22 protein-coding genes are annotated in these 26,498 nt (G+C 58.9%); 5 read left to right on the top strand and 17 right to left on the bottom strand.

The window, feature by feature from the left end; translation table 11 throughout:
- Positions 1 to 43: 43 nt before the first annotated feature.
- The 9 genes from trpA to leuC all read right to left on the bottom strand — a co-directional run bounded on the left by trpA (position 44) and on the right by leuC (position 10,424).
- Complete coding sequence (trpA, locus tag A3709_RS02300) at positions 44 to 865, bottom strand: tryptophan synthase subunit alpha (protein WP_066049505.1); 822 nt, start codon at positions 863 to 865, stop codon at positions 44 to 46.
- A gap of 12 nt (positions 866 to 877) precedes the next feature.
- The gene (gene trpB / locus A3709_RS02295) at positions 878 to 2,098 is read right to left on the bottom strand and encodes a tryptophan synthase subunit beta (protein WP_066049502.1); all 1,221 of its coding nucleotides are present in this window, start codon (positions 2,096 to 2,098) and stop codon (positions 878 to 880) included.
- Complete coding sequence (locus A3709_RS02290; protein WP_066049499.1) at positions 2,099 to 2,737, bottom strand: phosphoribosylanthranilate isomerase; 639 nt, start codon at positions 2,735 to 2,737, stop codon at positions 2,099 to 2,101.
- Positions 2,738 to 2,815: 78 nt separating this feature from the next.
- A complete protein-coding gene (truA, locus tag A3709_RS02285) occupies positions 2,816 to 3,655 on the bottom strand; it encodes a tRNA pseudouridine(38-40) synthase TruA (RefSeq protein ID WP_231871079.1) in 840 nt (279 codons plus the stop codon).
- The gene (locus A3709_RS02280) at positions 3,648 to 5,927 is read right to left on the bottom strand and encodes a FimV family protein (protein WP_082849827.1); all 2,280 of its coding nucleotides are present in this window, start codon (positions 5,925 to 5,927) and stop codon (positions 3,648 to 3,650) included. Before A3709_RS02280 ends, truA begins: the two co-directional genes overlap by 8 nt.
- 210 nt (positions 5,928 to 6,137) lie before the next feature.
- Entirely contained in the window at positions 6,138 to 7,163 is a 1,026-nt protein-coding gene (locus tag A3709_RS02275) for an aspartate-semialdehyde dehydrogenase (RefSeq protein WP_066049491.1), read from the bottom strand.
- 15 nt (positions 7,164 to 7,178) lie between these two features.
- On the bottom strand, positions 7,179 to 8,261 hold the full coding sequence (leuB, locus tag A3709_RS02270) for a 3-isopropylmalate dehydrogenase (RefSeq protein WP_066049488.1): 1,083 nt from the start codon (positions 8,259 to 8,261) through the stop codon (positions 7,179 to 7,181).
- A gap of 84 nt (positions 8,262 to 8,345) precedes the next feature.
- Positions 8,346 to 8,993 carry a 3-isopropylmalate dehydratase small subunit gene (leuD, locus tag A3709_RS02265; protein ID WP_066049485.1) on the bottom strand — a complete coding sequence of 216 codons (648 nt, stop codon included), beginning with the start codon at positions 8,991 to 8,993 and terminating at the stop codon, positions 8,346 to 8,348.
- A 12-nt stretch (positions 8,994 to 9,005) separates the two neighbouring features.
- Positions 9,006 to 10,424, bottom strand: a complete 1,419-nt coding sequence (gene leuC / locus A3709_RS02260) for a 3-isopropylmalate dehydratase large subunit (RefSeq protein WP_066049482.1) — start codon at positions 10,422 to 10,424, stop codon at positions 9,006 to 9,008.
- Between the two features lie 108 nt (positions 10,425 to 10,532).
- Between leuC and A3709_RS02255 the strand changes: the two genes are divergently transcribed.
- Positions 10,533 to 11,441: a LysR family transcriptional regulator gene (locus A3709_RS02255; protein WP_066049478.1), complete on the top strand. Its 909-nt coding sequence runs from the start codon at positions 10,533 to 10,535 to the stop codon at positions 11,439 to 11,441.
- Here A3709_RS02255 and A3709_RS02250 read toward each other — a convergent pair.
- Positions 11,416 to 11,898, bottom strand: a complete 483-nt coding sequence (locus tag A3709_RS02250) for a PaaI family thioesterase (RefSeq protein ID WP_066049475.1) — start codon at positions 11,896 to 11,898, stop codon at positions 11,416 to 11,418. The genes A3709_RS02255 and A3709_RS02250 overlap by 26 nt on opposite strands.
- Positions 11,899 to 12,354 (bottom strand): NAD(P)H-dependent oxidoreductase, encoded by a 456-nt coding sequence (locus A3709_RS02245; RefSeq protein ID WP_231871078.1) that lies wholly within the window; start codon positions 12,352 to 12,354, stop codon positions 11,899 to 11,901. It lies immediately after the preceding gene.
- Between the two features lie 111 nt (positions 12,355 to 12,465).
- Here A3709_RS02245 and A3709_RS02240 point away from each other — a divergent pair, with 111 nt between their 5' ends.
- On the top strand, positions 12,466 to 13,491 hold the full coding sequence (locus A3709_RS02240) for an NADP-dependent oxidoreductase (protein WP_066049470.1): 1,026 nt from the start codon (positions 12,466 to 12,468) through the stop codon (positions 13,489 to 13,491).
- Positions 13,492 to 13,827: 336 nt separating this feature from the next.
- Here A3709_RS02240 and rlmKL read toward each other — a convergent pair whose 3' ends face one another.
- From rlmKL to A3709_RS02220, 4 genes are read right to left on the bottom strand one after another with little or no spacing between them, the layout of a single operon-like run.
- Positions 13,828 to 16,002, bottom strand: a complete 2,175-nt coding sequence (gene rlmKL, locus A3709_RS02235) for a bifunctional 23S rRNA (guanine(2069)-N(7))-methyltransferase RlmK/23S rRNA (guanine(2445)-N(2))-methyltransferase RlmL (RefSeq protein WP_066049468.1) — start codon at positions 16,000 to 16,002, stop codon at positions 13,828 to 13,830.
- Positions 16,003 to 16,004: 2 nt separating this feature from the next.
- Positions 16,005 to 16,748, bottom strand: coding sequence for a helix-turn-helix transcriptional regulator (locus tag A3709_RS02230; RefSeq protein WP_066049465.1), 744 nt, complete (start codon positions 16,746 to 16,748; stop codon positions 16,005 to 16,007).
- A 14-nt stretch (positions 16,749 to 16,762) separates the two neighbouring features.
- On the bottom strand, positions 16,763 to 17,896 hold the full coding sequence (locus A3709_RS02225) for a hypothetical protein (RefSeq protein ID WP_066049462.1): 1,134 nt from the start codon (positions 17,894 to 17,896) through the stop codon (positions 16,763 to 16,765).
- Positions 17,893 to 18,600, bottom strand: a complete 708-nt coding sequence (locus A3709_RS02220; RefSeq protein ID WP_082849826.1) for a hypothetical protein — start codon at positions 18,598 to 18,600, stop codon at positions 17,893 to 17,895. The genes A3709_RS02225 and A3709_RS02220 overlap by 4 nt, the downstream gene beginning before the upstream one ends.
- Positions 18,601 to 18,857: 257 nt before the next feature.
- Between A3709_RS02220 and A3709_RS02215 the strand changes: the two genes are divergently transcribed.
- Complete coding sequence (locus A3709_RS02215; RefSeq protein ID WP_066049459.1) at positions 18,858 to 19,745, top strand: LLM class flavin-dependent oxidoreductase; 888 nt, start codon at positions 18,858 to 18,860, stop codon at positions 19,743 to 19,745.
- A gap of 93 nt (positions 19,746 to 19,838) precedes the next feature.
- Positions 19,839 to 22,442, top strand: a complete 2,604-nt coding sequence (ppdK, locus tag A3709_RS02210) for a pyruvate, phosphate dikinase (RefSeq protein ID WP_066049456.1) — start codon at positions 19,839 to 19,841, stop codon at positions 22,440 to 22,442.
- Between the two features lie 44 nt (positions 22,443 to 22,486).
- On the opposite strand, the gene A3709_RS02205 is transcribed toward ppdK, so the two are convergent.
- Positions 22,487 to 24,022, bottom strand: coding sequence for a long-chain fatty acid--CoA ligase (locus A3709_RS02205; RefSeq protein ID WP_066049454.1), 1,536 nt, complete (start codon positions 24,020 to 24,022; stop codon positions 22,487 to 22,489).
- 179 nt (positions 24,023 to 24,201) lie between these two features.
- On the opposite strand from A3709_RS02205, the gene A3709_RS02200 reads away from it, so the two are divergent.
- Positions 24,202 to 25,380 carry an alanine--glyoxylate aminotransferase family protein gene (locus tag A3709_RS02200; RefSeq protein WP_066049450.1) on the top strand — a complete coding sequence of 393 codons (1,179 nt, stop codon included), beginning with the start codon at positions 24,202 to 24,204 and terminating at the stop codon, positions 25,378 to 25,380.
- Here the strand turns inward: A3709_RS02200 and A3709_RS02195 are convergent.
- The gene (locus A3709_RS02195; RefSeq protein WP_066049448.1) at positions 25,370 to 26,371 is read right to left on the bottom strand and encodes a metal-dependent hydrolase; all 1,002 of its coding nucleotides are present in this window, start codon (positions 26,369 to 26,371) and stop codon (positions 25,370 to 25,372) included. The two genes, A3709_RS02200 and A3709_RS02195, sit on opposite strands and share 11 nt — an antisense overlap.
- Positions 26,372 to 26,498 lie beyond the last annotated feature (127 nt).

Genomic DNA, 26,498 nt, shown 5'->3' with positions numbered 1-26,498 from the left:
CCCAATACGGTTCAAGCCACATTATAACCGGCCACACAACTCTCTAGGAAGCGACGCTGTCCACTCCACGGCGAATTTCTGCCAGTAGTTCAGCTGCTCGCTTACCAGCTGCCGCATGATCGGCGCCGTCGTCGATTGCCTGCGCCATGGCGCGGATCAAAGCACTGCCCACCACCACGCCGTCGGAGACGCTGGCAACGGACGCTGCACTCTCTGCGTCCTTGATACCGAAGCCCACCGCGACAGGCAGTGAAGTCAGTGCCCGAATACGGCTGACATGATCAGCGACGTTATCGATATCGAGATGGCCGGCGCCGGTGACGCCTTTCAGGGAGACGTAATAAACGAAGCCGCTGGCCTGGTCGACGATACGTTGCAGGCGATCATCCGGGGTCGTCGGGGCAACCAGAAAGATATTGTTCATGCCCACACGCTGTAATTCAGCGTTAACCTGTTCGACCTCCTCCGGCGGGATATCAACCGTGAGCAGTGCATCCAGGCCCGCCGCCTGCGCGGCGTCGGCAAATTTCGCGTAACCCATGTGTTCCACCGGGTTGGCATAGCCCATGAGCAGCACCGGTGTGTGCTGATTGGTCTCGCGAAACGCGCGCACTGTATCCAGTGCATCGCGCAGGTTCGCGCCGTTTGCCAGCGCGCGCTCGTGAGCAAGCTGAATCACCGGGCCTTCAGACATGGGGTCAGAAAACGGCACCCCGAGTTCGATAATGTCTGCGCCGCTGTCGACGAGCTGGTGCATGATATCAACCGTGACCTCAAGACCAGGGTCGCCGACAACAATATAGGGAACAACGGCTTTGCGCCCCTGTTCGGCAAGTTGCGCAAAGCAACCGGCAATACGACTCACTACAACTTCTCCTTAAAATTCAATTCCGTCGATCTGGGCGACGGTATGAATATCCTTGTCACCGCGACCGGACAGGTTAACCACAATATGTTTATCCGGCCCCAGCTCGCGAGCCAGCTTGGTGGCATAGGCAATGGCGTGACTGCTTTCCAGTGCCGGCATAATACCTTCCACTCGCGTCAGCGCATGGAACGCCTCCAGCGCCTCGTCGTCATCGGCCACCACGTATTCAACTCGACCGACATCCTTTAGCCAGGAGTGCTCCGGGCCCACGCCGGGGTAATCCAGACCCGCTGATACCGAGTGCGTGTGCATGATTTGGCCGTCGGCATCCTGCATCAGGTAAGTGCGGTTGCCGTGCAGCACGCCAGGGGTGCCGGCGGTCAGGGGCGCGGCGTGTTGCTGGCTGGCCACACCGTGGCCACCGGCTTCCACACCGTATATTGCAACGTCTTTATCATCTAGGAACGGATGGAACAGGCCTATTGCATTCGAGCCACCACCCACACAGGCCACCAGCGCATCGGGCAAGCGGCCAATCTGTTCCAGCGACTGGGCGCGCGCCTCGCGGCCGATGACGCACTGGAAGTCACGCACCAGCATGGGATAAGGATGGGGACCGGCCACGGTGCCGATAATATAAAACGTTTCGTCAACATAGGTCACCCAGTCGCGCATGGCTTCGTTCATGGCGTCCTTGAGCGTGCGCGAGCCAGAGGTCACGGGAATCACTTCAGCACCCAATAGCTTCATGCGATAGACATTCAGGGCCTGGCGACGAACATCTTCCTCACCCATAAACACCTGGCATTCCAGCCCGAGGCGCGCTGCGATTGTAGCCGTCGCAACACCGTGCTGACCTGCACCGGTTTCTGCGATAACACGCTTTTTGCCCATGTGTTTGGCCAGCAGTGCCTGACCAACCGTATTGTTCACCTTGTGGGCGCCCGTATGATTGAGATCTTCTCGCTTCAGCCAGATGCGCGCGCCGCCGACCTTGTCAGACAGTCGGCTGGCTTCGTAAAGCGGTGAGGGACGGCCCACGTAATGGGCGAGGTCCGCATCCAGCTCAGCGATAAACGCATCATCGTCTTTCAACTTATCGTAAAGGGCTTCGAGCTCGTCCAGCGCCGACATCAGGGTTTCGGCAACGAACTTGCCGCCGTACACGCCGAAGCGGCCATCGCCGTCCGGTACTGAGGCAAAGTCATTCATAACAGCATCACTACTCATTCAGGTTTGCTCAATGTGATCGACAGCCTGGGCCGCCGCAATAAATTCACGAATCTTGACCGGGTCTTTCTCGCCGGGCGCTGCTTCCACGCCGCCACTGACATCGACCGCAAAGGGACGTACGGTGGTAATCGCCTGTCCCACATTGGCGGGATTTAAACCGCCTGCCAATACCACCGGCAACGACAGACCACTGCCTATCAGATCCCAGTCAAAACTCTCTCCGGTACCACCGGGCACGCCGTCTTTCCACGCGTCGAGTAATATCCCGAGCGCTCCGGCATAGGCATCGCAATAGGCTGCAATATCTGAGTCGGGGCGCACACGCAGAGCTTTTATCCACGGCCGCTCAAACTGGCGACAAAACGCCGGTGACTCGTCACCGTGAAACTGCAGCAAGCCCAGGGGCAACTCGGCAGCGCAGCGAGCGACAAATTCAGCGTCATGGTTTACAAACAGGCCCACCAGGGTGACGAAAGGCGGAACCTCGCGCGCCACCGCTTGCGCCTGCTCAAGGGATACTCCCCTGGGGCTCTCAGCATAAAAAACCAGACCGAGGGCGTCGGCGCCGCTGGCAACAGCAACACGCGCATCCTCCGGCCGAGTGATACCGCAGACTTTGATACGCGTGCGAGACAAAACAGGACCTGAACACCGGCAAAAAAACAGGCGGACATGATAGCAGATGCCTCAACCCCTGTCTGTACGTGAAACCCGCTACGCGCCTAGGATTAACGGACCATAGGGCGTTTGAGGCAGGCCGAAGTGTCCAGGATATGTCACATCTACCAGATACAGACCATCGGGCGGCGCAGTGTCAGCTGCCACGGTGCGATCCCGCCCCTCCATCAGCTCGGCGATCCAACCGGCTGACTGCCTCCCGCTGCCCACGGCCATCAGTGAACCGGCGATATTGCGCACCATGTGGTGGAGAAATGCATTCGCCTGGAGGTCGATGACCACCAGCTGCCCGCGGCGCGACACACTGATGTCCATCATATTCCGCATCGGCGTGGTGGACTGACACGCTGCGGCCCGAAATGTCGAGAAATCACGCTCGCCGAGCAATGCCTGGGCCTCGCTGTGCATAATGGCCTCATCCAACGGCCGACGCTGCCAGGTGACCTGCCCGCCGAGCATGGCGGGCCGGACCAGAGCATTGGCAATCACGTAGCGATAGCGTCGTGCCGTCGCCGAGAAACGCGCGTGAAACTCCTTCTCTACCGGCAACGCCCAGTGCACCCGGACATCCCGCGCCATCGAGGCATTGGCCCCCAACACCCAGGACTTGGGCGGGCGCGGTACAGGAGCATCAAAATGGACGATCTGACAATGCCCGTGCACGCCCGTATCCGTGCGGCCGGCACAGTGCACGCGCACGGGCTCGCCCGCAACACTGCTCAAGCCGCGTTCCAGCTCCTGCTGAACCGTGGTGACATCAAGGTGGGGTTGTGTCTGCCAGCCGTTGTAGTTCGCGCCGTTATATTCGACCCGACAGGCTATACGAGTGCCCGCCGGCAGGGTCTCTGCCGACAGGCCGGGGAATGGATCAGCCAAGGCGCTCCAGCAGCCCGCTGGCTTCGGTCTTCTGTTCGTCGCTGCCTTCGGCAACCACCTCTTCGAGAATCTGGCGAGCGCCGTCCTCGTCGCCCATATCCATATAGGCACGGGCGAGGTCGAGCTTGGTGGACATGGTATTTGCCTCAGCGGCGATTACCAGGTCTTCGTCGTCTTCATCATCGCCGATCACGTCGTCGTCAAAGTCGGAGGTCAGATCGAGATCGTCGATATCCAGACTGTCTTCGATTTCGAGGCCTGCAAAGTCGTCTACGCCCGACTCCACTTCTTCGGCGAGGCCAGCAGGCGGCTCAGACATGTCGTCACTGGTACCAGACAGCATGGCGCGCGCCTGCTCTGCACTGCCCGCATCACCCATGCTCTCCAGCTCCGCGATCTGGGCTTCGGCAGCGGGACGATCGCCGGTCTGCAGCAGAAGCTCGACCAGCTTCAGGCGGTAGGCCGCATTTGCAGGCTCACTGGTAATGGCGGTCTTGAGCAGATCAATGGCCTGGGGATAGCGACCGTAAGCGATATAAATGTCAGCTTCGGCGAGGGCGTCACCTGCATCCACGTCGGAGGCGTAACCGTCGTGTTTACGTTCGCCATAGCCGCGAGTGCCGTCTTCCGCGGCGGCCTCGTCGGCGACCGGCGCCGGCTCAGCGACAGTCTCCTCGACAACGGGGGCTTCGACGGGCTGCTCCTTGAGCTCAACAGCCGCAAAAGCCTTGTCAGACTCTGCAGACACAGTAACCGTGGGCTCTTCATCCGCCTTGCGACGACGCACGAAGAAGAATGCCAGTCCGGCCAGAATCAGCGCGCCCAGACCATACAACAGGTAGCTCAGCAGGCCGCTCTCTTCTTTCTTGGGCTTGGGAGCAGGCTTGGATTTTGGAATAGCTTTTTCGGGCTTGGGTGCTGCAGCCACAGGCTCGGCCGCAACCGCGGGCTCTACCGCATCAGCTGCAGTGTCATCACCTGAAACCGCGTCATCGGCATCAGTGGCAGCATCGACCGCCGTGACATCGTCAGAGCCGGTATCATCAAACCCGGCATCGACAACGCCGCTGTCATCGGCGTCGGCCATGTCCATGCCGTCTTCCATAGCAAGGCCATCGTCTGACGCCAGGGCATCGACGCTATCCTCGGCATCAACGCCGGCCTCGGCCAGTGCCTGTTGCAAGGCAGCGATCTGGTCGTCTTTAAGGCTGACGATACGCTCCAGTGTATCGACCTGCTGTTCGAGGTCTTCAACTTCACCTTCGAGTTCAGCGCGATCCATATCGGCGGCCACTTGCGCATCAGTTGCCGCGGAAGAGGAAGGGGAATAGCTCTGGTCAGCCGTGGCCGACGACTCTTCTACAGGGTCAGCGGATATCCGCAGGCTGGGTCCGGAGCTGATCGGTGCGCTGGCGCGGCCAGCCTCCCAGTCTTCATTCTGCTGCTTGACCTCAGCCAGCGCCGTGGAGAGATCCTGCGAGCTGATATCGTCTTCGGTGGGCAGATAGATAATGTATCCAGCCTTGATGCGGTTGATATTACCGTCGATAAAGGCGTTGGGGTTCAGACGCTGAATGTCAAGCATAGTCTGATGGATGGTCGTACCGCTGGGCTTGGCTGCGGCGGCGATTTCCCAGAGCGTATCGTCCCGGGAAATCATGTATCGCGAGCCACTCAGCGGCGAACCGGCGGCCTCGGCATTGAAATCGCGCTGGGGCATGTCACCCGGCGCGAGCTGGGACTTTTTCTTTACATCTACCCGGGTTCCGCTAGTGGCGGCCGGGTCTTGTGTTTTTTTTTCGGGCGAATCCGGGGCGGGGATGCCCTCTTCTTCCTCAACACGCGCAGAGGCAGATACCACCTGGCTGGAGGCGTCAAACAAGGGCGGATCAACCAATACCGTGTATTCACGCAGCAAACGGCCAGTAGGCCAGCGCGCTTCTACAATGAAATCGAGATAGGGTTCGAGCACCGGGTCCTCGGAGCTGAGCAAAATGACAGCCTCGCCGCGCGCATTGAACTGCACGTCGAACTCGATACCGGTCAGGAAGTAGGCCCGCTCAACACCCATGCGATCAAAGTCTTCGCGAGTTGCGAGCCGGATGCGGATCTGGTCCTCATTGAGGCCATCCGTGTTGAGAACTTCTACCTGGGCCTTGAGCGGCTCATTGAGAAATGACTCGAGCGTCAGGTCACCGAGACCCACCGCATACGAAAAGCTCGCATGCAGACACCCAAGAGAGAAAACGACAGCACCAATCCTACGAGCCATACTCCGACGCCTTATTATTTTTCCTGCGCATAAACACCGACCTCCCCTGGCCGGACCCCTACGATGTAATACTAACGTATCGTGCTAGAAATCCCCCATCCTAAAAAGTATTTTCTCGACTTTTCTGAAGTACGCTGAGCGTCCGGGGGGACCGTGCCTCCATGCACCAAAAATACCAAATTATCCCTGAGTATCAGTGAATTACAGGCATTAATCAAGGTAGGTTGTAATCAGCGCCTCGGCAATTTGCACGCTATTGAGCGCTGCGCCTTTGCGCACATTATCAGCCACCACCCAGAGGTTCAGGCCGCGGGGATGGGAAATATCCTCCCGAATGCGCCCCACGAACACTGGATCGGTGCCGGCGCTGTCCCCCACAGCCGTGGGATAACCCCCGTCGGCACGCTCGTCCATCACCTGGACACCAGGCGCATTTTCGAGCAGCTCGCGCGCCTGTGCTGCGCTGATTTCATCGACCGTCTCAATATGAACGGCCTCGGAGTGACCAAAGAAGACCGGCACACGCACACAGGTGGGATTCACCTGAATGCTGTGGTCGCCGAAAATCTTCTGGGTTTCCCAGACCATTTTCATTTCTTCGCGGGTGTAGCCGTTGTCCTGGAAAGTATCGATATGAGGCAGCACATTGAAAGCGATCTGCTTGGGATAGACCTCACACTCGGCCTCTTGGCCATTGAGCAAGCGGGCTGTCTGTGACGCCAGCTCCTCAATCGCTTCCTTGCCAGTGCCCGACACCGCCTGGTAGGTGCACACGTTAATCCGCTCGATACCCACCGCATCGTAAATGGGCTTGAGGGCCACCAGCATCTGGATGGTCGAGCAATTGGGGTTGGCGATGATATTGCGGGTGGTGTAGCCCGCCAGCGCCTCGATATTCACCTCTGGAACAATCAGCGGAATATCGTCGTCGCGCCGAAAATGCGAGGTATTGTCGACGACCACACAGCCAGCGGCCGCCGCGATAGGCGCGTACTTCTCGGAAATACTGCCGCCGGCAGAGAACAGGCCGATCTGGGCCTGGCTGAAATCGAACTCGGCCAGATCGGTAACGGTCACCGGGCTGCCCTTGAACATAATGGTCTTGCCGGCGGAACGGCTGCTCGCCAGCGGATAGAGATTGCGGACCGGAAAGTCGCGCTGCTCCAAAATTTCGATCATGGCCTCGCCCACCGCTCCGGTGGCGCCGACCACTGCTACATCATATTGATCTGCCATTGAATTACTCCAAATCTATTCGCTGGCGAGCGCTGCGACTACAGCCTCGCCCATTTCTACCGTTCCCACCAACTGCGTTCCCTCGGAATGAATATCCGGGGTGCGCAGGCCGGCGTCGAGGACCTTGCTGACCGCCGCTTCAATCGCGTCAGCTGCCTCGGCACTACCCAGTGTGTAACGCAGCATCATGGCAGCGGAGAGAATCGTCGCCAACGGGTTGGCCTTGCCCTCCCCTGCAATATCAGGCGCCGAGCCGTGACAGGGCTCGTACATGCCCCGCCCATCTTTATCGAGGGAGGCAGACGGCAACATACCAATCGAGCCGGTGAGCATGGCGGCGGTGTCAGACAGGATGTCGCCGAACATGTTGCCGGTAACCACCACGTCAAACTGCTTGGGTCGCATCACCAACTGCATCGCCGCATTGTCGACATACATATGGGAGAGCTCTACGTCGGGGTACTCCGGCGCCAGCTCGTCCATGATTTCACGCCACAGCACTGTCGCCTCGAGCACATTGGCCTTGTCGACGCTGCACAGCTTCTTACCGCGTTTGCGCGCCGCCTCGAAGGCCTGACGGCCAATGCGACGAATCTCAGATTCGCTGTACTTGTAGGTGTTGTAGCCCTCGCGCTCACCATTCTCGAGTTCGCGAATACCGCGGGGCTCACCGAAGTAAATGCCACCGGTGAGCTCGCGCACGATAAGAATGTCGAGACCAGACACAATCTCCGGTTTGAGGCTGGAGGCATCCGCCAGCTGTGGATACAGGATGGCGGGACGCAGGTTGGCAAACAGGCCCAACTGCGAGCGAATTCCCAGCAGGCCGCGCTCGGGCCGCAGGTGGCGCTCGACATTGTCCCACTTGGGCCCGCCCACGGCGCCCAACAAAATAGCGTCGACTTCCCGGGCCCGCTCCAGCGTGACATCGGGAAGCGGCACACCGGTTTCATCGATCGCAGCACCACCCAGCAAACCGTACTCAAGCCCCAGCCCCAGGCCGAAACGCGCGTCAACAGTATTCAGGACCTTCACGGCCTCAGCCATGATTTCCGGCCCGATATAGTCGCCAGGAAGTACCAGTACTTTTTTACTCATATTACTACCTTTAATCGTTCATCAGCGGCAGGCATGCACACTCGCACGCCGCCGCTGCAGATCTCGATCATCGATCGCGTTAAATTAATTGATAACGTCAAACAACCACGGAGAGGATTTGCGCGTGCGCTCTTCATAGGCGCGAATCGCATCCGCACTCTCAAGCGTCAGACCAATATCGTCCAGCCCATTTAGCAGGCAATGGCGGCGGAACTCATCCACCTCAAACCCAAAGCGCTCCCCACCGGGTGTCACCACCTGCTGCTGTTCGAGATCGATGGTGAGCTCATAGCCCTCCTGGGCATACATTTCATCAAACAGGCGCGCCACAATGCCTTCGTCAAGCCGCACCGGCAACACGCCGTTCTTGAAGCAGTTGTTGTAGAAAATGTCGGCAAAGCTCGGCGCAATAATGCAGCGGAAACCATAATCTTCCAGCGCCCATGGGGCGTGCTCACGACTGGAGCCACAGCCGAAATTTTCCCGCGTCAGCAGCACTGAAGCGCCCTGATAGCGGGGGAAGTTCAGAGGGAACTCGGCGTTGACCGGCCGGTGCGAACAGTCCTCATCGGGCTTGCCTTCATCCAGATAGCGCAGCTCATCGAACAGATTCTTGCCAAACCCCGAGCGCTTGATCGACTTCAGAAACTGCTTGGGAATAATCAGGTCGGTATCGACATTGGCGCGATCCATCGGAGCCGCCAGGCCGGTTACCACAGTAAATGCTTTCATTGTGAATCCCTCTTACAGATCGCGCACGTCGATGAAATGGCCGGCAACCGCTGCAGCAGCAGCCATGGCCGGACTCACCAGGTGGGTGCGACCACCAAAGCCCTGGCGACCTTCAAAATTTCGATTGGACGTAGAAGCACAGTGCTCGCCCGCCCCCAACTTGTCGGCATTCATCGCCAGGCACATGGAGCAACCTGGCTCGCGCCACTCCATACCGGCCTCGAGGAAGATCTTGTCCAGGCCTTCGGCTTCAGCCTGCTTCTTCACTTCGCCCGAGCCAGGCACAATCAGCACCTGCTTGACGCTATCTGCTTTCTGGCGTCCCTTGACGACGTCAGCGGCAGCGCGCAGATCTTCAATCCGAGAATTAGTGCATGAACCAATAAACACACGGTCGGGTTTGATATCGGTGATGGCCTGGCCCGCTTCCAGCCCCATGTATTCCAGGGCGCGTTCAATGGCCGCGCGCTGCGTCGCGTCATCCGCCTCGGCAGGATTGGGTACCACACCATCGACTGGCACTACCATTTCTGGCGAGTTGCCCCAGGTCACCTGCGGCTTGATATCTTCACCCCGCAGCTCAACAACAGCGTCAAAGACCGCGTCCTCGTCGCTGTGCAGGCCACCCCAGGCAGCCACGGCGAGGTCCCACATGTCACCTTCAGGCGCGTAGGGGCGCCCTTTTACGTATTCCAGGGTAGTGTCGTCCACAGCCACCATGCCCATCCGGGCTCCGGCCTCAATCGACATATTGCACAGGGTCATGCGACCTTCCATGCTCATGTCACGCACTACCTGGCCACCAAACTCAATCGCATAACCAGTGCCGCCAGCGGTGCCGATTTTACCGATGATGGCCAGCGCAACATCTTTTGCGGACACACCCGGCTGTAATGTGCCGTCAACACTGACCAGCATGTTTTTCATTTTCACCTGCACCAGGGTCTGGGTTGCCAGCGCGTGCTCAACCTCGGAGGTGCCAATACCGTGGGCCAGTGCGCCCAGCGCACCGTGGGTGGAGGTGTGTGAGTCGCCGCAGACCACGGTCATACCTGGCAGCGTTGCCCCCTGCTCCGGCCCGACCACATGGACAATGCCCTGGCGCACATCGTTAATGTCGATTTTGACAATATCGAAGTCGTCACAGTTGTCGTCCAGCGTGGCAACCTGCAACCGGGATACCGGATCTTCAATCGCCGCCACACCGCCGGCGCGCTCGCGCTGCTCGGTCGGTACGTTGTGATCTGGCACTGCGAGGTTGGCATCGCGGCGCCAGGGCTCACGGCCCGCCAGGCGCAGGCCTTCAAACGCCTGCGGCGATGTCACTTCGTGGATCAACTGGCGATCGATATAAATCAGCGCGCTGCCGTCTTCGCGCTGCTCAACCAGGTGGTTCTGCCATAACTTGTCGTAGAGCGTCTTGCCTGCCATGGGAAGCCTCAAAATATGTGAGCGTGTGAAAGGCGGGAATTATGGGCTTGATTATTAAATTACTCAAATTTATTATTTTTATTCAATTGATTCCTAATAGGAATGCAAATGGACAATCAAAACCTACGCGCATTCCTGCTTGTGGCGGAGACCGGATCGTTCTCCGTGGCAGCAGACCGGCTTCACCTCACCCAGCCCGCTGTGAGCAAACGCGTAGCCATCCTCGAGGACGAACTGGGCGCCGCCTTGTTCGATCGCATCGGCCGCAACGTCACCCTTACCGAAGCAGGGCTGGCGTTGCTGCCCCATGCCAAAGCCGTAGAACAGGAACTGGCAGCGGCAGTGCAATCCGTGCGCGATTTGTCGGGTGAAACGCGCGGGGAACTGAAGCTTGCCACCAGCCATCATATCGGCCTGCACCGACTACCGCCGGTGCTGTCGGCGTTCTCGACAGCGTTTTCGCAAGTCCACATCGATATCGACTTTATGGACTCGGAGCAGGCTTACGAACTTATCCATCAGGGCAAGGTGGAACTGGCCGTGGTCACGCTCGCGCCGCAGGGCCAGAGCAATGTCGTATCCATTCCCGTGTGGAAGGATCCGCTGGATTTCATGATCGCCAAAGACCACTCGCTGGTTGCCGGAAAGCAGGCGCCGACGCTGACCGAGATGAGCCAGTACCCCGCGATTCTTCCGGGGCTCAACACCTACACCGGACAAATCATTAAATCGCTATTTGATCGGCATCAGTTGGAATTGAAGGTGTCCATGGCTACCAATTATCTGGAGACGATTCGCATGCTGGCCTCGGTGGGACTGGGCTGGACGATTCTGCCGCGCAGCATGGGTGACGCCTCCCTGACGCAACTGACGGTCAGGGAAGTCGAAATTCAGCGGACCCTGGGGTTGGTCTATCACCGGGGACGTAGCCTGTCGCGCGCGGCCCGGGCGTTTATCGAGGCCGTGCAGGCCCACGGCGATCAGGACCTGGCTAGTCCGCGTCCAGCATCCCTTTGAGGGCGCCAATACCCGGCACGCCATCCTGAGTCAGCGCTTCGTGGTCGGGGAAGTAAAATGTTGCGTTGTAGCGCGCCACAATCCCGCGGCTGCTGAAGATGATACCGTGCGAGAACCCAAAGCGGCGCTTCAGCGTCACGCCCTCAGAGGTGGTTTGAATCCACTGGCCCTGCTTGGCGGCGCCAATAAAATCCATGGTCAGATTGACCGTGGGCGCACCGGCAATTTTGCCCCGCGCTAAATTGGCACTAGAAGCCGCAGCAATATCGGCCAGAGTCATTAACGCACCGCCGTGACAAATACCCAGCGAATTCGCATGCTGACTGGCAACAATCAGGCCGAACGCGAGATCATCGCCCCGCAAACGGCGGTAGCAGGGCTGCAGGTTATCTGTAAAGCCGAGCCCCTCTGGCAGCAGTTCAAAACCTTCGGGGACTTGTTCAACAGTATCGCTCATTCAAAAAATTCCCATTTCAAGACCGGCGGCTAAAGCCGCTCCAAGTTCAGCAGCCTGGGCCTTGTGTTCATCTGTAAATTCACCCCGGGCAATCATCGGCTCACAGGCCGAGGTGAAGGGAATGCCCGAGAAAATTCGCTCGGCCTGGCGCACCGCGCTACGGCCATCGTTGCCCGCACTCATCATCAACGCATACGGCAGCACCAGTGCGCGATCGATGGCGGGGTAAAAGATCCGATCCAGAAACGCCTTTGCCTCGCCGCTGAGCGTGCCGCTATTTTCTGCAGCGACCAATAGCAGTCCAGCTGCATCGGCAACGGTCTCTGTGCTGGCATCACAGGCGCGACGCACCTCTACAACAACACCCTCGGTATCGGCAGCGGCCAGCGCAGCGGCGCGAGCCAGCCGGGCGCAGGTGCCGCTCTGGCTGTGGTAGACAACTAGCAGTTTTTTCACACCACTCTCCCGTTTCCAGCGCCGCATTGGAACACAGGCGGTACAGGGCTGTCATTTTATGCTCTAATACTTGCGCTTTTCGCTAATGCAAATAACAACAAGGAAAACTGAATGTCTGATATGAATCGCCAGTGGTTGTTGCGCTCTCGCCCCACTGGCATGGTGACAGAAGAAAATTTCGAACGCACTGAAACCCCCATCCCCACCCCCGATCTCGCCGCCGGTGAAGCATTGGTAAAAACACTGGTGTTGGGTTTTGATGCATCGCAACGGGTTTGGATGGAAGCTGAAGACAGCTATATGCCCGCCGTGGAACTCGGTGACGTCATGCGCGCTACCGGCGTCGGCCAGGTGGTGTCATCAGAGAATCCTGACCTTCCTGTGGGCACTCTGGTGCAGGGTCTGGTGGGCTGGCAGGAGTACTGCATCGCCTCGCCGACCTCCCCCTTTCCGTTTAACCTGCTGCCTCCCGGCACACCGCCCAATCTCGCCCTCAGTGTGTTTGGCGTCACCAGTCTCACCGGTTACTTTGGCATGTTGAATGTCGGCGAGCTGAAAGAAGGTGACACCGTACTCGTGTCTGGCGCCGCGGGTGCAACCGGTTCAGTCGCCGCCCAGGTCGCCCGTATCAAGGGATGCAAAGTGGTTGGCATTGCTGGCGGGCGCGACAAGTGCCAGTGGCTGCTGGATGAATGCAAACTGGATGCCGCTATCGACTACAAGAGTGAGAACCTCGATGAGCGCCTGGCAGAATTGTTCCCGGAAGGTATTAACCTGTTCTTTGACAATGTCGGCGGCGACATGCTGGAAACGGCCATCGCCCACATGGCCATGCACGGCAGAATCGTGCTTTGTGGCGCCATTGCCAGTTACAACGACAGTGAAGCCCGGCCCGGGCCGCGCAATATCAATCGCCTGATCATGCAGCGCATCAAGATGCAGGGCTTTATCGTAATCGACTACCTGGAGCACGCCCCCACCGCGATGGCAGACCTCGCCGATTGGGTCATGAGTGGCCAGATCGCCTGGCAGGAAGACCTTCAGGCAGGCTTTGACGCCATCCCTGCCACCCTGCAACGCCTGTACGCGGGCCAGAATCAGGGCAAGCAACTCCTGCAACTGGCCGAACCTACCTAGTTACCCATCGGTCACCCTGTGGATAACTATGTGGATAGTACGGTTTCCTGACGCCCGGCGACTCCGTCCAGCCTCGCTGGGCGGCGTCGGGTTCAAAACTTCGAATTAGACAATATTTTCAAGAATCAATCACTTAGCGTTTTTTTATAGTGTTTTTTTCGCACTGTTGTCACGAAACGCTACAAATATAGACCCTACACGCGTTTTGTGGATATTGTTCAGCGCCAAGCGTAAGTAACCCCTTACATGAGAGGCCATATTTTCTCATTGGTTTCATAAAACGCGCTCGCCAACTCGGCGAGCAACGTTGTCTCTCACGCGACGCTTTTAGGCGCTTCAGGCGTGCTGAATCTGCCAGCAACGATGGATCTTGGGGTTGCGCTGAAAGTCAGGATCGAGCGTCTTGCCAGAGATATCCTCGCATTGATAGCTGGCCTCAAGGTCCGGGTCGAGCTTGAAACCGCGTCGGTTATTGGAAAAATACAGCGTGCCCCCCGGGGCCAGCACACGCATAGCCGCTTCCACCAACGCTACCTGATCGCGCTGCACGTCAAATGTCCCTTCCATACGCTTGGAGTTCGAGAACGAAGGCGGGTCCAGCAGAATCAAGTCATATTGACGCTGACACCGGGCAAGCCAGGCCTGGCAGTCGCCCTGCTCCACGCGATTAGAGGCGTCTCCGAGGCCGTTACTGGCGAGGTTGCGCTTAAGCCATCCAAGGTAGGTCTTTGACATGTCGACACTGGTCGTACTGTGCGCACCGCCAAGGGCAGCGTGAACCGACGCTGTGCCGGTATAGCAGAACAGGTTCAGGAAGTGCTTGCTGCGGGCTTCCCGGCCAATGCGCAATCGCAGTGGACGATGATCCAGAAACAACCCGGTGTCGAGGTAATCGCGCAGATTGACGAGGAGACGGGCCTGCCCCTCTGTGACCGTGAGGAACTCGCCTGCCGCATCCTGTTTTTCGTATTGGGACAAACCCCGTTGACGCTGGCGCTGCTTGAACACGATCCGCTCGACGGGCAGGCCCAGCGCCTCTGGCAATGCCAGTTTCACTTCGTCCAGGCGCTGGCTAGCGGCCTGTGGGTCAATTCCTTTCGGGGCCTGATACTCGGCGACGTGGGCGTGGTCGCCGTAAATATCCACCGCTACCGCATACTCCGGCATGTCCGCGTCATAGAGGCGATAACACTGCACCTGCTCACGCTTGAGCCAGCTCTTTAAACGCCGCTGATTCTTGCGAATGCGGTTCGCAAACATGGTCGCACCCTCGGTGAGTTCCACCGGTTGCGCCGATGTTTCCTGAGCAGCAGGCTCGCGCGCGGTAGCGGCCACTTCACGGTAGTGATTGTCGGTTAACTGAAGCAGCAGCAAGTGCGCTTCGAGGGCACCGTTATACAGTGCGTAGCGCTTGTGGGAGCGCAGCCCAATGGCTCGTCCTAGCTCGAGATCAGAGGTGAACACCGCTGCATCCCAGCCCGCGAACTCACGGCTCATGAGTTGACCAAGCTGACCGTACAAGCGCACAAGACTGCGTTTTTCACCCAGCCGCTCACCGTAGGGCGGGTTGCAGACCAACAGCCCATAAGGCAGTGGCTTATGGGTGGGCTTCTTCTGCTCGGCCAGCGGTTTCACCGCAACCCGGACAACTTTCTCCATGCCTAACTGGGCAATATTTTCCTGGGCGCGACGAATGACCTTGGGGTCGGCATCGTAGCCGCGGATCTCGGGCAATTGCGCTGCCCTACCCCGCTCGGCCCTACCCCGCGCATCAGCGAGAATCGCGCGCCACTGCGTGTCATTGTGCTCCGGCAGTTTCTCAAAGCCAAAACGCTTGCGGCCCAGGCCGGGCGCTATATCCGCGGCCATCATCGCGCCTTCCAGCAACAGCGTGGCAGAGCCACACATGGGATCGATTAACGCTCCGCCGCGGGCGGCGGCACCGGGCCAGTCGGCTCGCAACAAGATCGCAGCTGCCAGGTTTTCCTTAAGCGGTGCTGCACCCTGCTGCTGCCGGTAGCCGCGTTGATGCAGGCTAGCTCCGGAGTAATCGATAGCCAGCGCCACTTTGCCGCGACTCAGCCGCACATTGAGGCGAACGTCAGGACTGCGGCGGTCAACCGCGGGGCGATGGCCACCGTTTTCCTTGAACCAGTCGACCACCGCATCCTTACAGCGCTGAGCGCCAAACTGGGTGTTGCGAATACTGCGATTGGTCCCCGAAAAATCGATGGCAATGCTATTGCGGGCACTGAGCACGCGCGACCAATCGAAACCCTTCAACTGCGTATAAAGTTGATCGCCGTCTTCGACCTCGAAACTGGCCAACGGGCGCAACACCTTATTGGCCAGGCGCGACCAGAGGCAGGCCCGGTAACCCATTGCCTGCGCCCCTGAAAAATACACGCCGGCGACGGTCTCGCGGCTACTCTCTGCTCCGAGGGTTTGTAATTCTGCAGCAAGCAAGCCCTCCAGCCCTTTGGGGCAGGTGGCAAACCATTCACTGGTCATGTTCAGTCCTTCTTGGGTTTTCGGGCGGCGCGCTTGCGCTTGGGTGCAGGCGATTTTGCGGTGTCCGACTTGGCGGCTTTCTTAGCAGGTGCCTTTTTGGTTGTCGATGCGCTGCTGCGGCGAGTCTTACGCCGGGGCGTATTTGCCGCTTTCTCACGGGTCATCACCTCGAGCACAAGATTGGACGAGCTTTCCATGTACTCGATGTAGCGCTCAAACTCTTCGTCACTGAAACTGCGCAAATGATCGTGCTGGCGATACAGATTGGTAAAACGCCGTTCGCGCTCATAGTGCTTGGGAAGGGCCAACACACCCCACTGTTCCAGGGTTTTCTCCAGCGCCGGATTGTAGGTGCGCATGAACTTGATAAGAAACGGAATCGGGTCGTGGCGGGCCAGCAGTGACGCGCTGCGCAACATCAGTTCCAGGGGCATAATGGCCTTGCCCTGCTCTACCTCCTCCAGCACCTTTTTGTCAGACACGCCCAGAGATTCGGCCAGTTCCTTGATTGAAAGGCCGGCTGTCTCGCGGGCGTCACGCAAAAATCGTCCCGCGTCAGCCATCGCTTCCAGGCGCTCGGGCTCAAACTGGTTGAGCACGGTATTGCGCAGCCAGGTCTCGCCGAACATGGCGGTCATCGTCGCGGTGTTGCGCGCCAATTCAAAGGTGCCACCGGCCACCTGGCCAGTCAGGCGCCGCAGCGAGTCGATCAGACCGTCTGATTCATGGGTATCGTCTTTTGCCATGTTGCTAGGATAGCTTACTCAGCGGGAGAAGGCAGGCCTGTTTCAAGGGCAAATATCTGGCCGAGTATACGCCGCCAGTCGCTGTACTGCTGCTCCAGGGTGCCGGTCAGACGATACACCTGACCGCTGGATTCGAGAACCGTGGGGGCGGTTTCGTTGTCGAATCCCCGCGCCAGCTGGCGAATATCCTGCTGCTGAATCTTCGACACCTTGTACTGGTTGTACACCTGCTGGAGCGCCGAAAAGCTACCGTAACGCCCCTGCTTGTCGCGCTTAGCAGCGCGCTGTTCATACTCAAGGCGATACAAGGCCTGTTCACGGTCGTACTGGCGCCAGAGATTGTAGGCAGGTGCCATCTCGCGCTGCAGATCGACATACTGCTCATCGACGTGATCGACAAACAAATACTCCTGGCTGCGGATGCGCTCTACCCGAGCCACCATGTCATCGCCTTCGGCGGGCAGGCGCTGAATCTTGTAGTGTCCTTCCTGCTCCGCGATGTAGTCGCCAAAGGCATCCGGTGCCAGCGCTGCCGCATAGCGCAGGAACGCCACTTGCTGGATCTGGCGCGGACCGCGCGCTCCCAGTGCCTGTCGCGCCGCCAGCATGTCATTGGCGATTGCCCCATAGATGTCGGCAAATGGATCACCGTCGAGGATTGAATCCACTTCCTCGGGGACGGGATAGTCCGTCTCCGCCGAGTAATCCAGATAGGTGCGGTCCAGCCACACCCGCCCGGTGGCATCCGTGACGGTAACAGCCAGGCGCAATTCAAGGCCTGTGGCCTGCTCAATGCGCACCTTGACCTGCACGTGCGCGAGCAGGCTCTCCTCGGGCGTGACGCGAATCACACCCCAGGCGTCACTGGCTTGCAGGGCCTGGCGGAGGTTGACCGGTAAGAACGTGGATTCAACGGCGCGCACTTTGGGCAAAATGCCGCGAGCGTTTTGTTCAGCCACCGCCTCCGGCACGCCGTCATCGAACACAACGACCGCAATGTCCAGCCGATTCGCTTCGACCATGGCCTGATCACGTTGCAGGCTGACTTTTCCCACTGGCTCGGGCGCTTCCTGGGCATAGCCCTGGACAGCGACCAGCCCGCTGAAAATGCCGAGAAACAGCAGTGTCGTTAAAGCGCGCGCACTCACAATTGCGGTGCCTCCGTGGTGCACACCCTGCCCTTGGTCAAGGTCTGACGACAGCGGATTCCCGTGCGAGTGGGGTCGTAGCGCCGGTAAACCCGGTCGATCGTAAAGGGATAGGTTGAGCCCGGTGTGCGCACAGTGGTGGCGATATTGAGGCGCTCACCGTCCGGGGCGAGTGTCATACGATGAAAGATGGATAAATTGTCAGGCAGCGAAATGGCGAACACCAGCTGATGGCCACTCCATCCGCAGGACTCGCGACCAAATGCATTTTCATCGCGGTACACATTGCCTTCGTGGAATTCACAGTACAGCGCAAAACTGCCCTCGCGCTCGATATCGATGTGAAATTCATCCTGAGTAATTTCCAGTAGCTGCACATCGGTAATCAATTCCGCCATACGCGCCTGGGTATACAGTCCCTGACTACTCGCTGTGCCGACATTACCGGTAGAGAGCGTACCAGGGCCCTGCTGCATATTGCGCTGGCGGCGCTCAGCCTCACGTTCGAGTTCACGAATAGCCTGATCATATTGGTCGCGCACGGTTTCGCTCTTGCCATAGTCGACCTCCCAGGCACCGCTGAAATCAACCGCAGCGGTGCTGATAGGCGTGGCAGACGCTGCTGTTTTCTGCTCGGGCGTTGAGGCACAGGCCGCCAGCAAAAAGCAAATCAGCAGGGTCGGGGAGCGATAACGAGCAGACATCAAGCTGGCGCACCCCTCCCGGATGAGGTTGTCAGCGCGGCGATACCGGTTGGAATATCCATACCCCGAGCACGCTCTGAAGCAAATGCGAACCGCATGAAAGGATTACAGCTGCTTTCTAGCGTATACACTCTATTGTGACCTATCGTTGCGAGCCGCTTTGTCTCGTCGGCGACCTGGGGTAACTGGGCGTAAAAAGATCCATCACTTTTCATCCGGCTACCATAACCTAATAACAATTCAGGAGTAATAGCGCTGTGAAAATCGGCATCTGTCTTCCCTACATGAAAGCGGGAATCAACCGTGATGATTTGCTGGCCTGGTTTCGCACGGTCGACTCAGGCCCCTTCCACAGCGTGTCATGTGGCGAGCGGATCCACGGACCCACCTGCGACATGGGCGCACTGCTGGCCGCGGCCGCCGCCTGTACTGAAAACGTCGAGATTACCCCTACACTGTACGTCCTTCCCATGCACAGCGCGGTCGAAGTGGCCCGGGAAATTGCCACGCTGGATATGTTGTCCGGCGGCAGAATGAATCGCGTGGCACTGGGCTACGGAGGCCGCGAACAGGATTACCAGGCGCTAGGCGCCACTTTCAAAGGCCGGTATGGGCGCATGGACGGACAGGTGGCGACCATGCGCAATGTCTGGAGCGGGGACGAGATCATTCCCGGCTGTGGACCCATCGGCCCCCAGGGTCAGCGCCCGGAAGGCCCGGCATTGCTCGCCGGCGCGATCGGCCCGAAGAGTATTGAACGCTGCGCACAATGGGCCGATGGCTTGTACGCCTGGTCAGGCAACGGAGAAACCGAAGAGTTGGCAAATGCTTTCGCCCTGGCAGACGCTGCCTGGGAACGGGCTGAACGCAACGATAAACCCTACCATATGGGTGGTTTCTGGTACACGCTTGCAGATAATGGCCAGCAAAAGCTTTACGACTATGTCTACGAATACCTGGATATCGCCGGCCCGGAAATCGCCGCCATGATGGCAGAATCAGTCTCGCGCTCTTCGGCCGACGGGGTGCGTGAGGCACTGGACAATGCCGAGGCAGCCGGCTGCGAGGAGGTCTTCCTGGTGCCCGCCACGGCAGAGCTTGTGGAAATCGAAGCCATGGCCGAGCTATTGCTGAAACGGGGGTAATTTGCCACCCGATCCGGCCTTTCCACGGCACTGAAGTGACGTATACTGTGCGGCCACCGCAACCCCACAAATTGACACACCGCGAGACACTTAATGGCCAAACGAGTCTATCTTTTCAACGAAGGTAACAAGGACGATCGGGAACTCCTGGGCGGCAAGGGCGCCAACCTGTGTGAAATGACCTCCATGGGACTGCCCGTGCCCTTCGGGTTCATCATCACCACCGACACCTGCCGCGAGTATTTCCACGCCGGCAACAAATTGCCAGGCCTGCTCGAACAGGAATACCGGGTTGCCCTCGATATGGTCGAAAAGAAGATGGGCGCGCGTTTCGGCGACCCAAGTAATCCGTTGTTGTTCTCCGTGCGCTCAGGTGCCCCCGTGTCGATGCCGGGCATGATGAACACCATTCTCAATCTGGGCCTGAACGACGAGATTGCGGCTGGACTGGCCGAGAAAACCGGCAATGCTCGTTTTGCCTACGATTCTTATCGTCGCTTTATCTCCATGTTTGCCGATGTGGTGATGGGCGTACCCGGCGAAAAGTTTGAGCACGAGATCGAGCAGTACAAACAGGCCAACGGCAAGGAACTCGACGTCGACATGACTGCCGAGGACTGGCAGGCCATCATTGCCATCTACAAGACCATCGTCGACTTCCCCGAAGACCCATTCACGCAATTGAAAATGGCGGTCGAGGCCGTGTTCCAGTCCTGGCATACTCCCCGCGCGATTTTCTATCGGGAGATGAACAATATTGCCGACACACTGGGCACCGCGGTCAATGTACAGGCCATGGTGTTTGGCAACTTTGGCGAAGATTCAGGTTCCGGCGTTGCATTTACCCGCAACCCATCCACCGGCGAGCGACAGTTCTTCGGCGAGATTCTGTTTAACGCCGCCGGTGAAGACGTGGTCGCGGGTATTCGCACCCCCCTGCCCGTCGAGGCACTCAAAGAGCGCATGCCTGAAGTCTACGACGAGCTGTATCGCACCCAGGAACTGCTCGAAAAGCACTATCGTGACATGCAGGACATGGAATTTACCATCCAGCAGGGTCGCTTCTACATGCTCCAGACCCGTAGCGGTAAACGCACAGGACGCGCTGCAGTGAAGATTGCCGTGGAGATGGTCGGCGAAAACCTGATCACCGAAGGCGAGGCGCTCATGCGCGTCTCGCCGGAACATGTGGAAGCCTTCCTCCATCCCACGGTGGATCCACGCGCCAAGAAAGACATTGTGGCCACGGGCCTGCCGGCGAGCCCTGGTGGCGCCACGGGTGAGATCGTGTTCTCCGCAGAGGAAGCTGAGGAGGTCGCCAAGGCGGGCCGTCCTGTCATTCTGGTGCGCCGCGAAACCACCCCAGAGGATATTCACGGCATGAAAGTCGCTGCCGGCATTCTCACCGAATTGGGCGGCATGACATCGCACGCCGCGGTTGTGGCCCGGGGCATGGGCGTTTGCGCGATCACCGGTTGCGGCAGCCTGAGTATTAACTACGCCGATGGAATCGCCACTACCGAAGACGGCGTGGAAATGAAACGGGGCGACACCATTACCCTGGATGGCACCTCCGGTGAGGTGATGCTCGGTGACATTCCCAAGGCCGAGGCCTCTTCGTCAGATGACTTCCAGACACTGCTGTCCTGGGCGGACAAACACCGCCGCCTGAAGGTGCGCGCCAACGCGGAAACGCCCGAAGATGCTGCCAAGGCGATTGAACTCGGGGCCGAAGGCATTGGCCTGTGCCGCACCGAGCACATGTTCTTCGAGGCGGAGCGCATCGAGAAAATGCGCGCCATGATTCTGTCGGAGACCAAAAAAGAGCGTAAAAAATACCTCAAGGAACTGCGCAAGTTCCAACGCGACGACATGTTCGAACTTTTCAAGGTGATGGATGGCCTGCCGGTCACCATTCGTCTGCTCGATCCTCCACTGCACGAGTTCCTGCCCCACGGCGAAGACGACATGCAGGCCCTGGCCAAGGCTGTCGACAAGCCGGTGGAGAAGGTTCGCGAAATTACCGAGAGCCTGTCCGAAGTAAACCCCATGCTGGGCTTCCGCGGCTGCCGCCTCTCGATCATGTTCCCGGAAATCACTGAAATGCAGGTGCAGGCCATCATGAGTGCGGCCGCCGACGCAGTCGAAGCGGGCTATAAGGCCATGCCCGAGATCATGATCCCACTGGTGGTGAATGTTCGTGAGATTCGCATGATTACCGAGATCATCGACAAAGGCGTTCAGAAAGTGCTGCGCGAGCGTCTGGTGTCTGTGCCCTACAAAGTCGGCACCATGATGGAAACGCCGCGCGCCACACTGGGTGCTGATCGCCTGGCGCCGGAAGTCGAATTCATGAGCTTCGGCACCAATGACCTGACCCAGATGACCTACGGTTTCTCCCGGGATGACGTGGGCAAGTTCATTCCCAGCTACATCGAGAAGAAACTGGTAGAAGACGATCCCTTCGTCACCCTAGACCAGCGAGCGGTGGGTCGCTTGATGGAAATGGCGGTGTCTGAAAGCCGCAAGGTCAAGAAAGGCATTAAGTACGGTATTTGCGGCGAGCATGGCGGTGACCCTCGCTCCATTCGCTTCTGCCACAACCTGGGTCTGGATTACGTCTCCTGCAGCCCCTTCCGGGTGCCTATCGCGCGTATTGCCGCGGCCCAGGCCCACGTGGAGCAGCAGGACGACTAAGCCTGATAGCGGTGGGCGCAGCAAGAGCTGCGCCCACCTCAGTTTCACTCGCCGACAATCTGCTCTTTGAGGACGAACTTCAGCACTTTGCCCGCCGGGTTACGCGGCAGTGCTTCGACCACTTCCATACGCAGCGGCAACTTGTAACGCGCCAGGAACGGATCAGCGAATTCGCGCAGCCCTTCCAGCGTAAGGGACGCTCCCTCGTGCAGCGCAACCACCGCCGTCACCGCCTCGCCCCATTTTTCATCCGGGGTGCCAATGACCGCAACCTCGGCAATGGCCTCGTGCTTGTACAGCACGCCTTCGACCTCTGCCGGGTACACATTCTCACCACCCGAGATCACCATATCCTTGAGTCGGTCGCAGATATACAGGAAGCCCTCATCATCGAGGTATCCGATATCACCTGAGTGGAACCAACCCTCGCTGTCGATGGCAGACGCTGTCGCATCCGGGCGATTCCAATAGCCCTTCATAATATTCGGACCACGCAGACAGATCTCTCCTTTTTCACCCGCGGGCAGCGGCTGGTTATCGGCATCCACAATGCGGGTGCCGCTATACAAGGGCACCTGCCCCGCCGAACCCAGTTTGCTCACGGCATGCTCGGGCGTCAGCAGCGCTGAGAAAGGCGCAGTCTCCGTCAAACCATACCCCTGACAGAAACTGACGTCGCGGGCTCCATAGGTTTCAATCAGCGATTCAGGCACCGGCGCAGCGCCACAAACCAGCACGTCCAGGGAGCTGAGGTCAGTGTCGGCAAACTGCGGCAACTGGGCCATGAACAGGTACATGGCCGGCGCACCGAACATGTGGGTGACCTTGTAGCGCTCGAAATTTTCCAGCACTGCGGCCGGATCGAAGTTGCGCAGCAGGACCAGCTTGGAACCTAGGTGGAAGGAATGCAGCGTCATGACGTTCAGACCGCCAATGTGGAACAGCGGCGCCGCTGTGAGAATGATGTTGTCGCGACTCGCACCAAACGCCATCGAGGCATTGATGTTGTTCCACACGAAGTTGCCATGGGTGAGCATGGCGCCCTTGGGCAGGCCCGTGGTTCCGGAGGTATACATGATCAGGCCTGTTTCGTGCTGATCAACGGCCACTGTACTGGTGAGGGGTTCGCAGGCTGCCCGCTCGCTACTCAGGTGGCGCCAGCCATCCGCCTCGCTTTCGGAGCTGAAATAACGACGGCAGCACAGCTTGTCGAGCGCCGGCTCGACCACCGGACGCAGGGCGTCATCCACCACCAGGCTGTGCACGCCTGCGTCGTTGATAATGAACGTGAGTTCTTCCGCGGTCAGCCGGAAGTTCAGGGGCACGAATATCGCGCCCAGCGCCTGGGTCGCAAACAGGGTTTCCAGCAGGGCCGGATGATTGAAGCCAAGGTAGCCTACGCGGTCGCCCACACAGACACCCGCATCGCGCAGCAGTTGCGCCTGACGGCGCACGCGGTCGGCAAATTCAGCGTAGGTAATCTCTTCCTCTTCAAAGACCACTGCAACCCGGTCGGGGTTCAGGTCCGCTCTACGCAGTGCTGCCGCGGCAAAGTTATAGTCGATTTCAGGGCGGTTCATTGCAGTACCTCTTGTTGATGTTATTAAGCAAGGCCACTGATGCTACCAGAACCCGGGGGGGCTGTTCACGGCTTGTTCATTGCCGTGGCGAATGGACATAATTCATCCAGCTGGTATTAAGCTGGACGCTAAAACCTGATAGGGTTGCGCTCCCTTGCAACACCGCAGAGACAGCCACCATGACCAGCAGCTTTTTCCCGCCCCAGCGCACCCTGATGGGCCCCGGCCCCTCGGACGTATCCCCACGTGTACTGGGCGCCCTCTCCCGCCCCACCATCGGCCACCTGGACCCGCTGTTCGTCCAGCTAATGGATGAGATCAAGGGCCTGCTGCAATATGCATTTCAGACCAGCAACGAACTCACCATTCCGGTCTCAGCACCGGGTTCAGCCGGTATGGAAGCCTGTTTCGTCAACCTGGTGTCTCCCGGCGATACCGTTATTGTCTGCCAGAACGGCGTATTCGGCGGACGCATGAAGGAAAACGTGGAGCGCTGTGGCGCCACCGCCATCATGGTCGAGGATGACTGGGGCCAACCCGTGAGCGTAGACAAGGTGGAGGCCACCTTTGCCGCACATCCCGAAGCCTCTACACTGGCGTTTGTCCACGCAGAGACATCCACCGGTGCGCGCTCTGACGTCGCCGCGCTGTGCGCGCTGGCTAAAGCGAACAACGCGCTGAGTATTGTCGACACCGTTACCTCACTGGGCGGCATCGAACTCAAAGTGGATGAATGGGGTGCCGACGCGGTCTACTCGGGCACCCAGAAGTGCCTGAGCTGTATACCGGGTATTTCACCGGTCACCTTCAGCCCCGCTGCCGTCGAGCGCATCCAGAATCGCGAGCATAAAGTGCAGAGCTGGTTCCTGGATATGCAACTGGTTATGGGTTACTGGGGCCCCAATGCCAAACGCGCCTACCACCACACAGCCCCGGTGAACGATCTTTACGCGCTGCATGAGTCTCTAGTCATGCTGCAGGAGGAAGGTCTGGAAAACGCTCACGCCCGCCACCTGCGCAATCACAAGGCCCTGGTAGCCGGCCTGGAGGCAATGGGCCTGAGTATGGCTGTGGCAGAGGAACATCGCCTGCCCCAGCTCAATGCCGTCAACATTCCCGATGGCGTCAACGATGCGGAGGTGCGCTCCGCACTGCTGCAGGATTTCAATCTCGAGATCGGCGCCGGCCTCGGCGCTCTGGCAGGCAAGACCTGGCGCATTGGCCTGATGGGCCACGCCAGCAGCGAGCGCAATGTACTCGCGTGCCTGACAGCGCTGGAAGCGGTGCTCGGTCGCCAGGGTGCGGCTACTACCACCGGCGCCGCCCTGCCCGCCGCCAAGGCCCAACTCAAGGGCTGACTAGCATCTCCCAGAAGATGGTGGCCCGATCAGGTCCACCGTCCCGGGACACCACATACTTCACGTGCTCCCAGCGGCCAGCCTGCTGATCGAGCTCAATACCCCACAGCGGGTCGATCTCATGGGGCAACATCGAATAGCGAATATCGATGACCCGATTCGGGTGTTTTGGATCCAGGGCAATATAGCCATTGCTGAACCAACGGAAACGCTCGATATCCCGCCCCTGCTGTGAATCAAGGTCCAGCCAGGGCACATCTCGCTGCGCATCAAACTTAAGCACCGAATTGCCCGCGAACACTTTCGGTCGCCAGGTGGCCCGCACCGCATCCACGTAATAGCGTCCATCGTGTGCATAAACGGTTTTCCACAGCAGAATATTGGCGAAACTGGGCTTCGCCTCCAGGCCCTCAGCAATATGACCGCGGCTAGTGGCCAACTCTCGCCCCATCTCCACGGCCGCTTCGCGCTGATACAGGCCAAGGCCCAGGTAGCACAGCGCCCAGACCAGCCCGACTCGCGCTACGCTCGGCTTGCGCAACCACCAGGCCAGTAACACAAACAGCAGTACGGGCAGCGTAAACAGCGGGTCGATAATTGATATGGTGTTCCAGGCAAACCGCTCATCGCTGAACGGCCACAACAGCATCGTGCCGTACGTGGTACAGGCATCCAGCAAGGCGTGAGTGGCATAACCCAGCGTACAGAACAACCACGTCTGGTGGAACGCGAGCCCGCGTCGGCGCCCCAGCAAACCGTGTAAAACCAGCGCGCAGATTGCGCCGCCCAGCGGAATAAATATCAGCGAGTGGGTGAACTGACGGTGGTACTCTAGAAAGAGCAATGGGTCCTCAGATGAGCGGATAAGCACATCGAGATCCGGAGCCATGCCTGCAAGAAACCCAAGCAAGCCTGCGGCGGCGACGGTATGTGATTTACTCAGCGACTGGGGCAGTGCCGCCCCCAGTGTCCCCTGCGTGAGTGGATCCATAAAAAGTTCCCTGCGAAAAACCTCAATAAAGTTACAGAAAAGCACTCCCCGCAACCACCGACCATCGGCTACTATTTTTAACAATTTTTAACGCAACACCGACACGACCACACGGTCAAAACGGTAG

Source organism: Halioglobus sp. HI00S01 (assembly GCF_001635445.1).
Taxonomy (GTDB): domain Bacteria; phylum Pseudomonadota; class Gammaproteobacteria; order Pseudomonadales; family Halieaceae; genus Halioglobus; species Halioglobus japonicus.
Note: the sequence above shows the minus strand (reverse complement) of the source record. Positions and strands in the feature narration are given on the sequence as shown.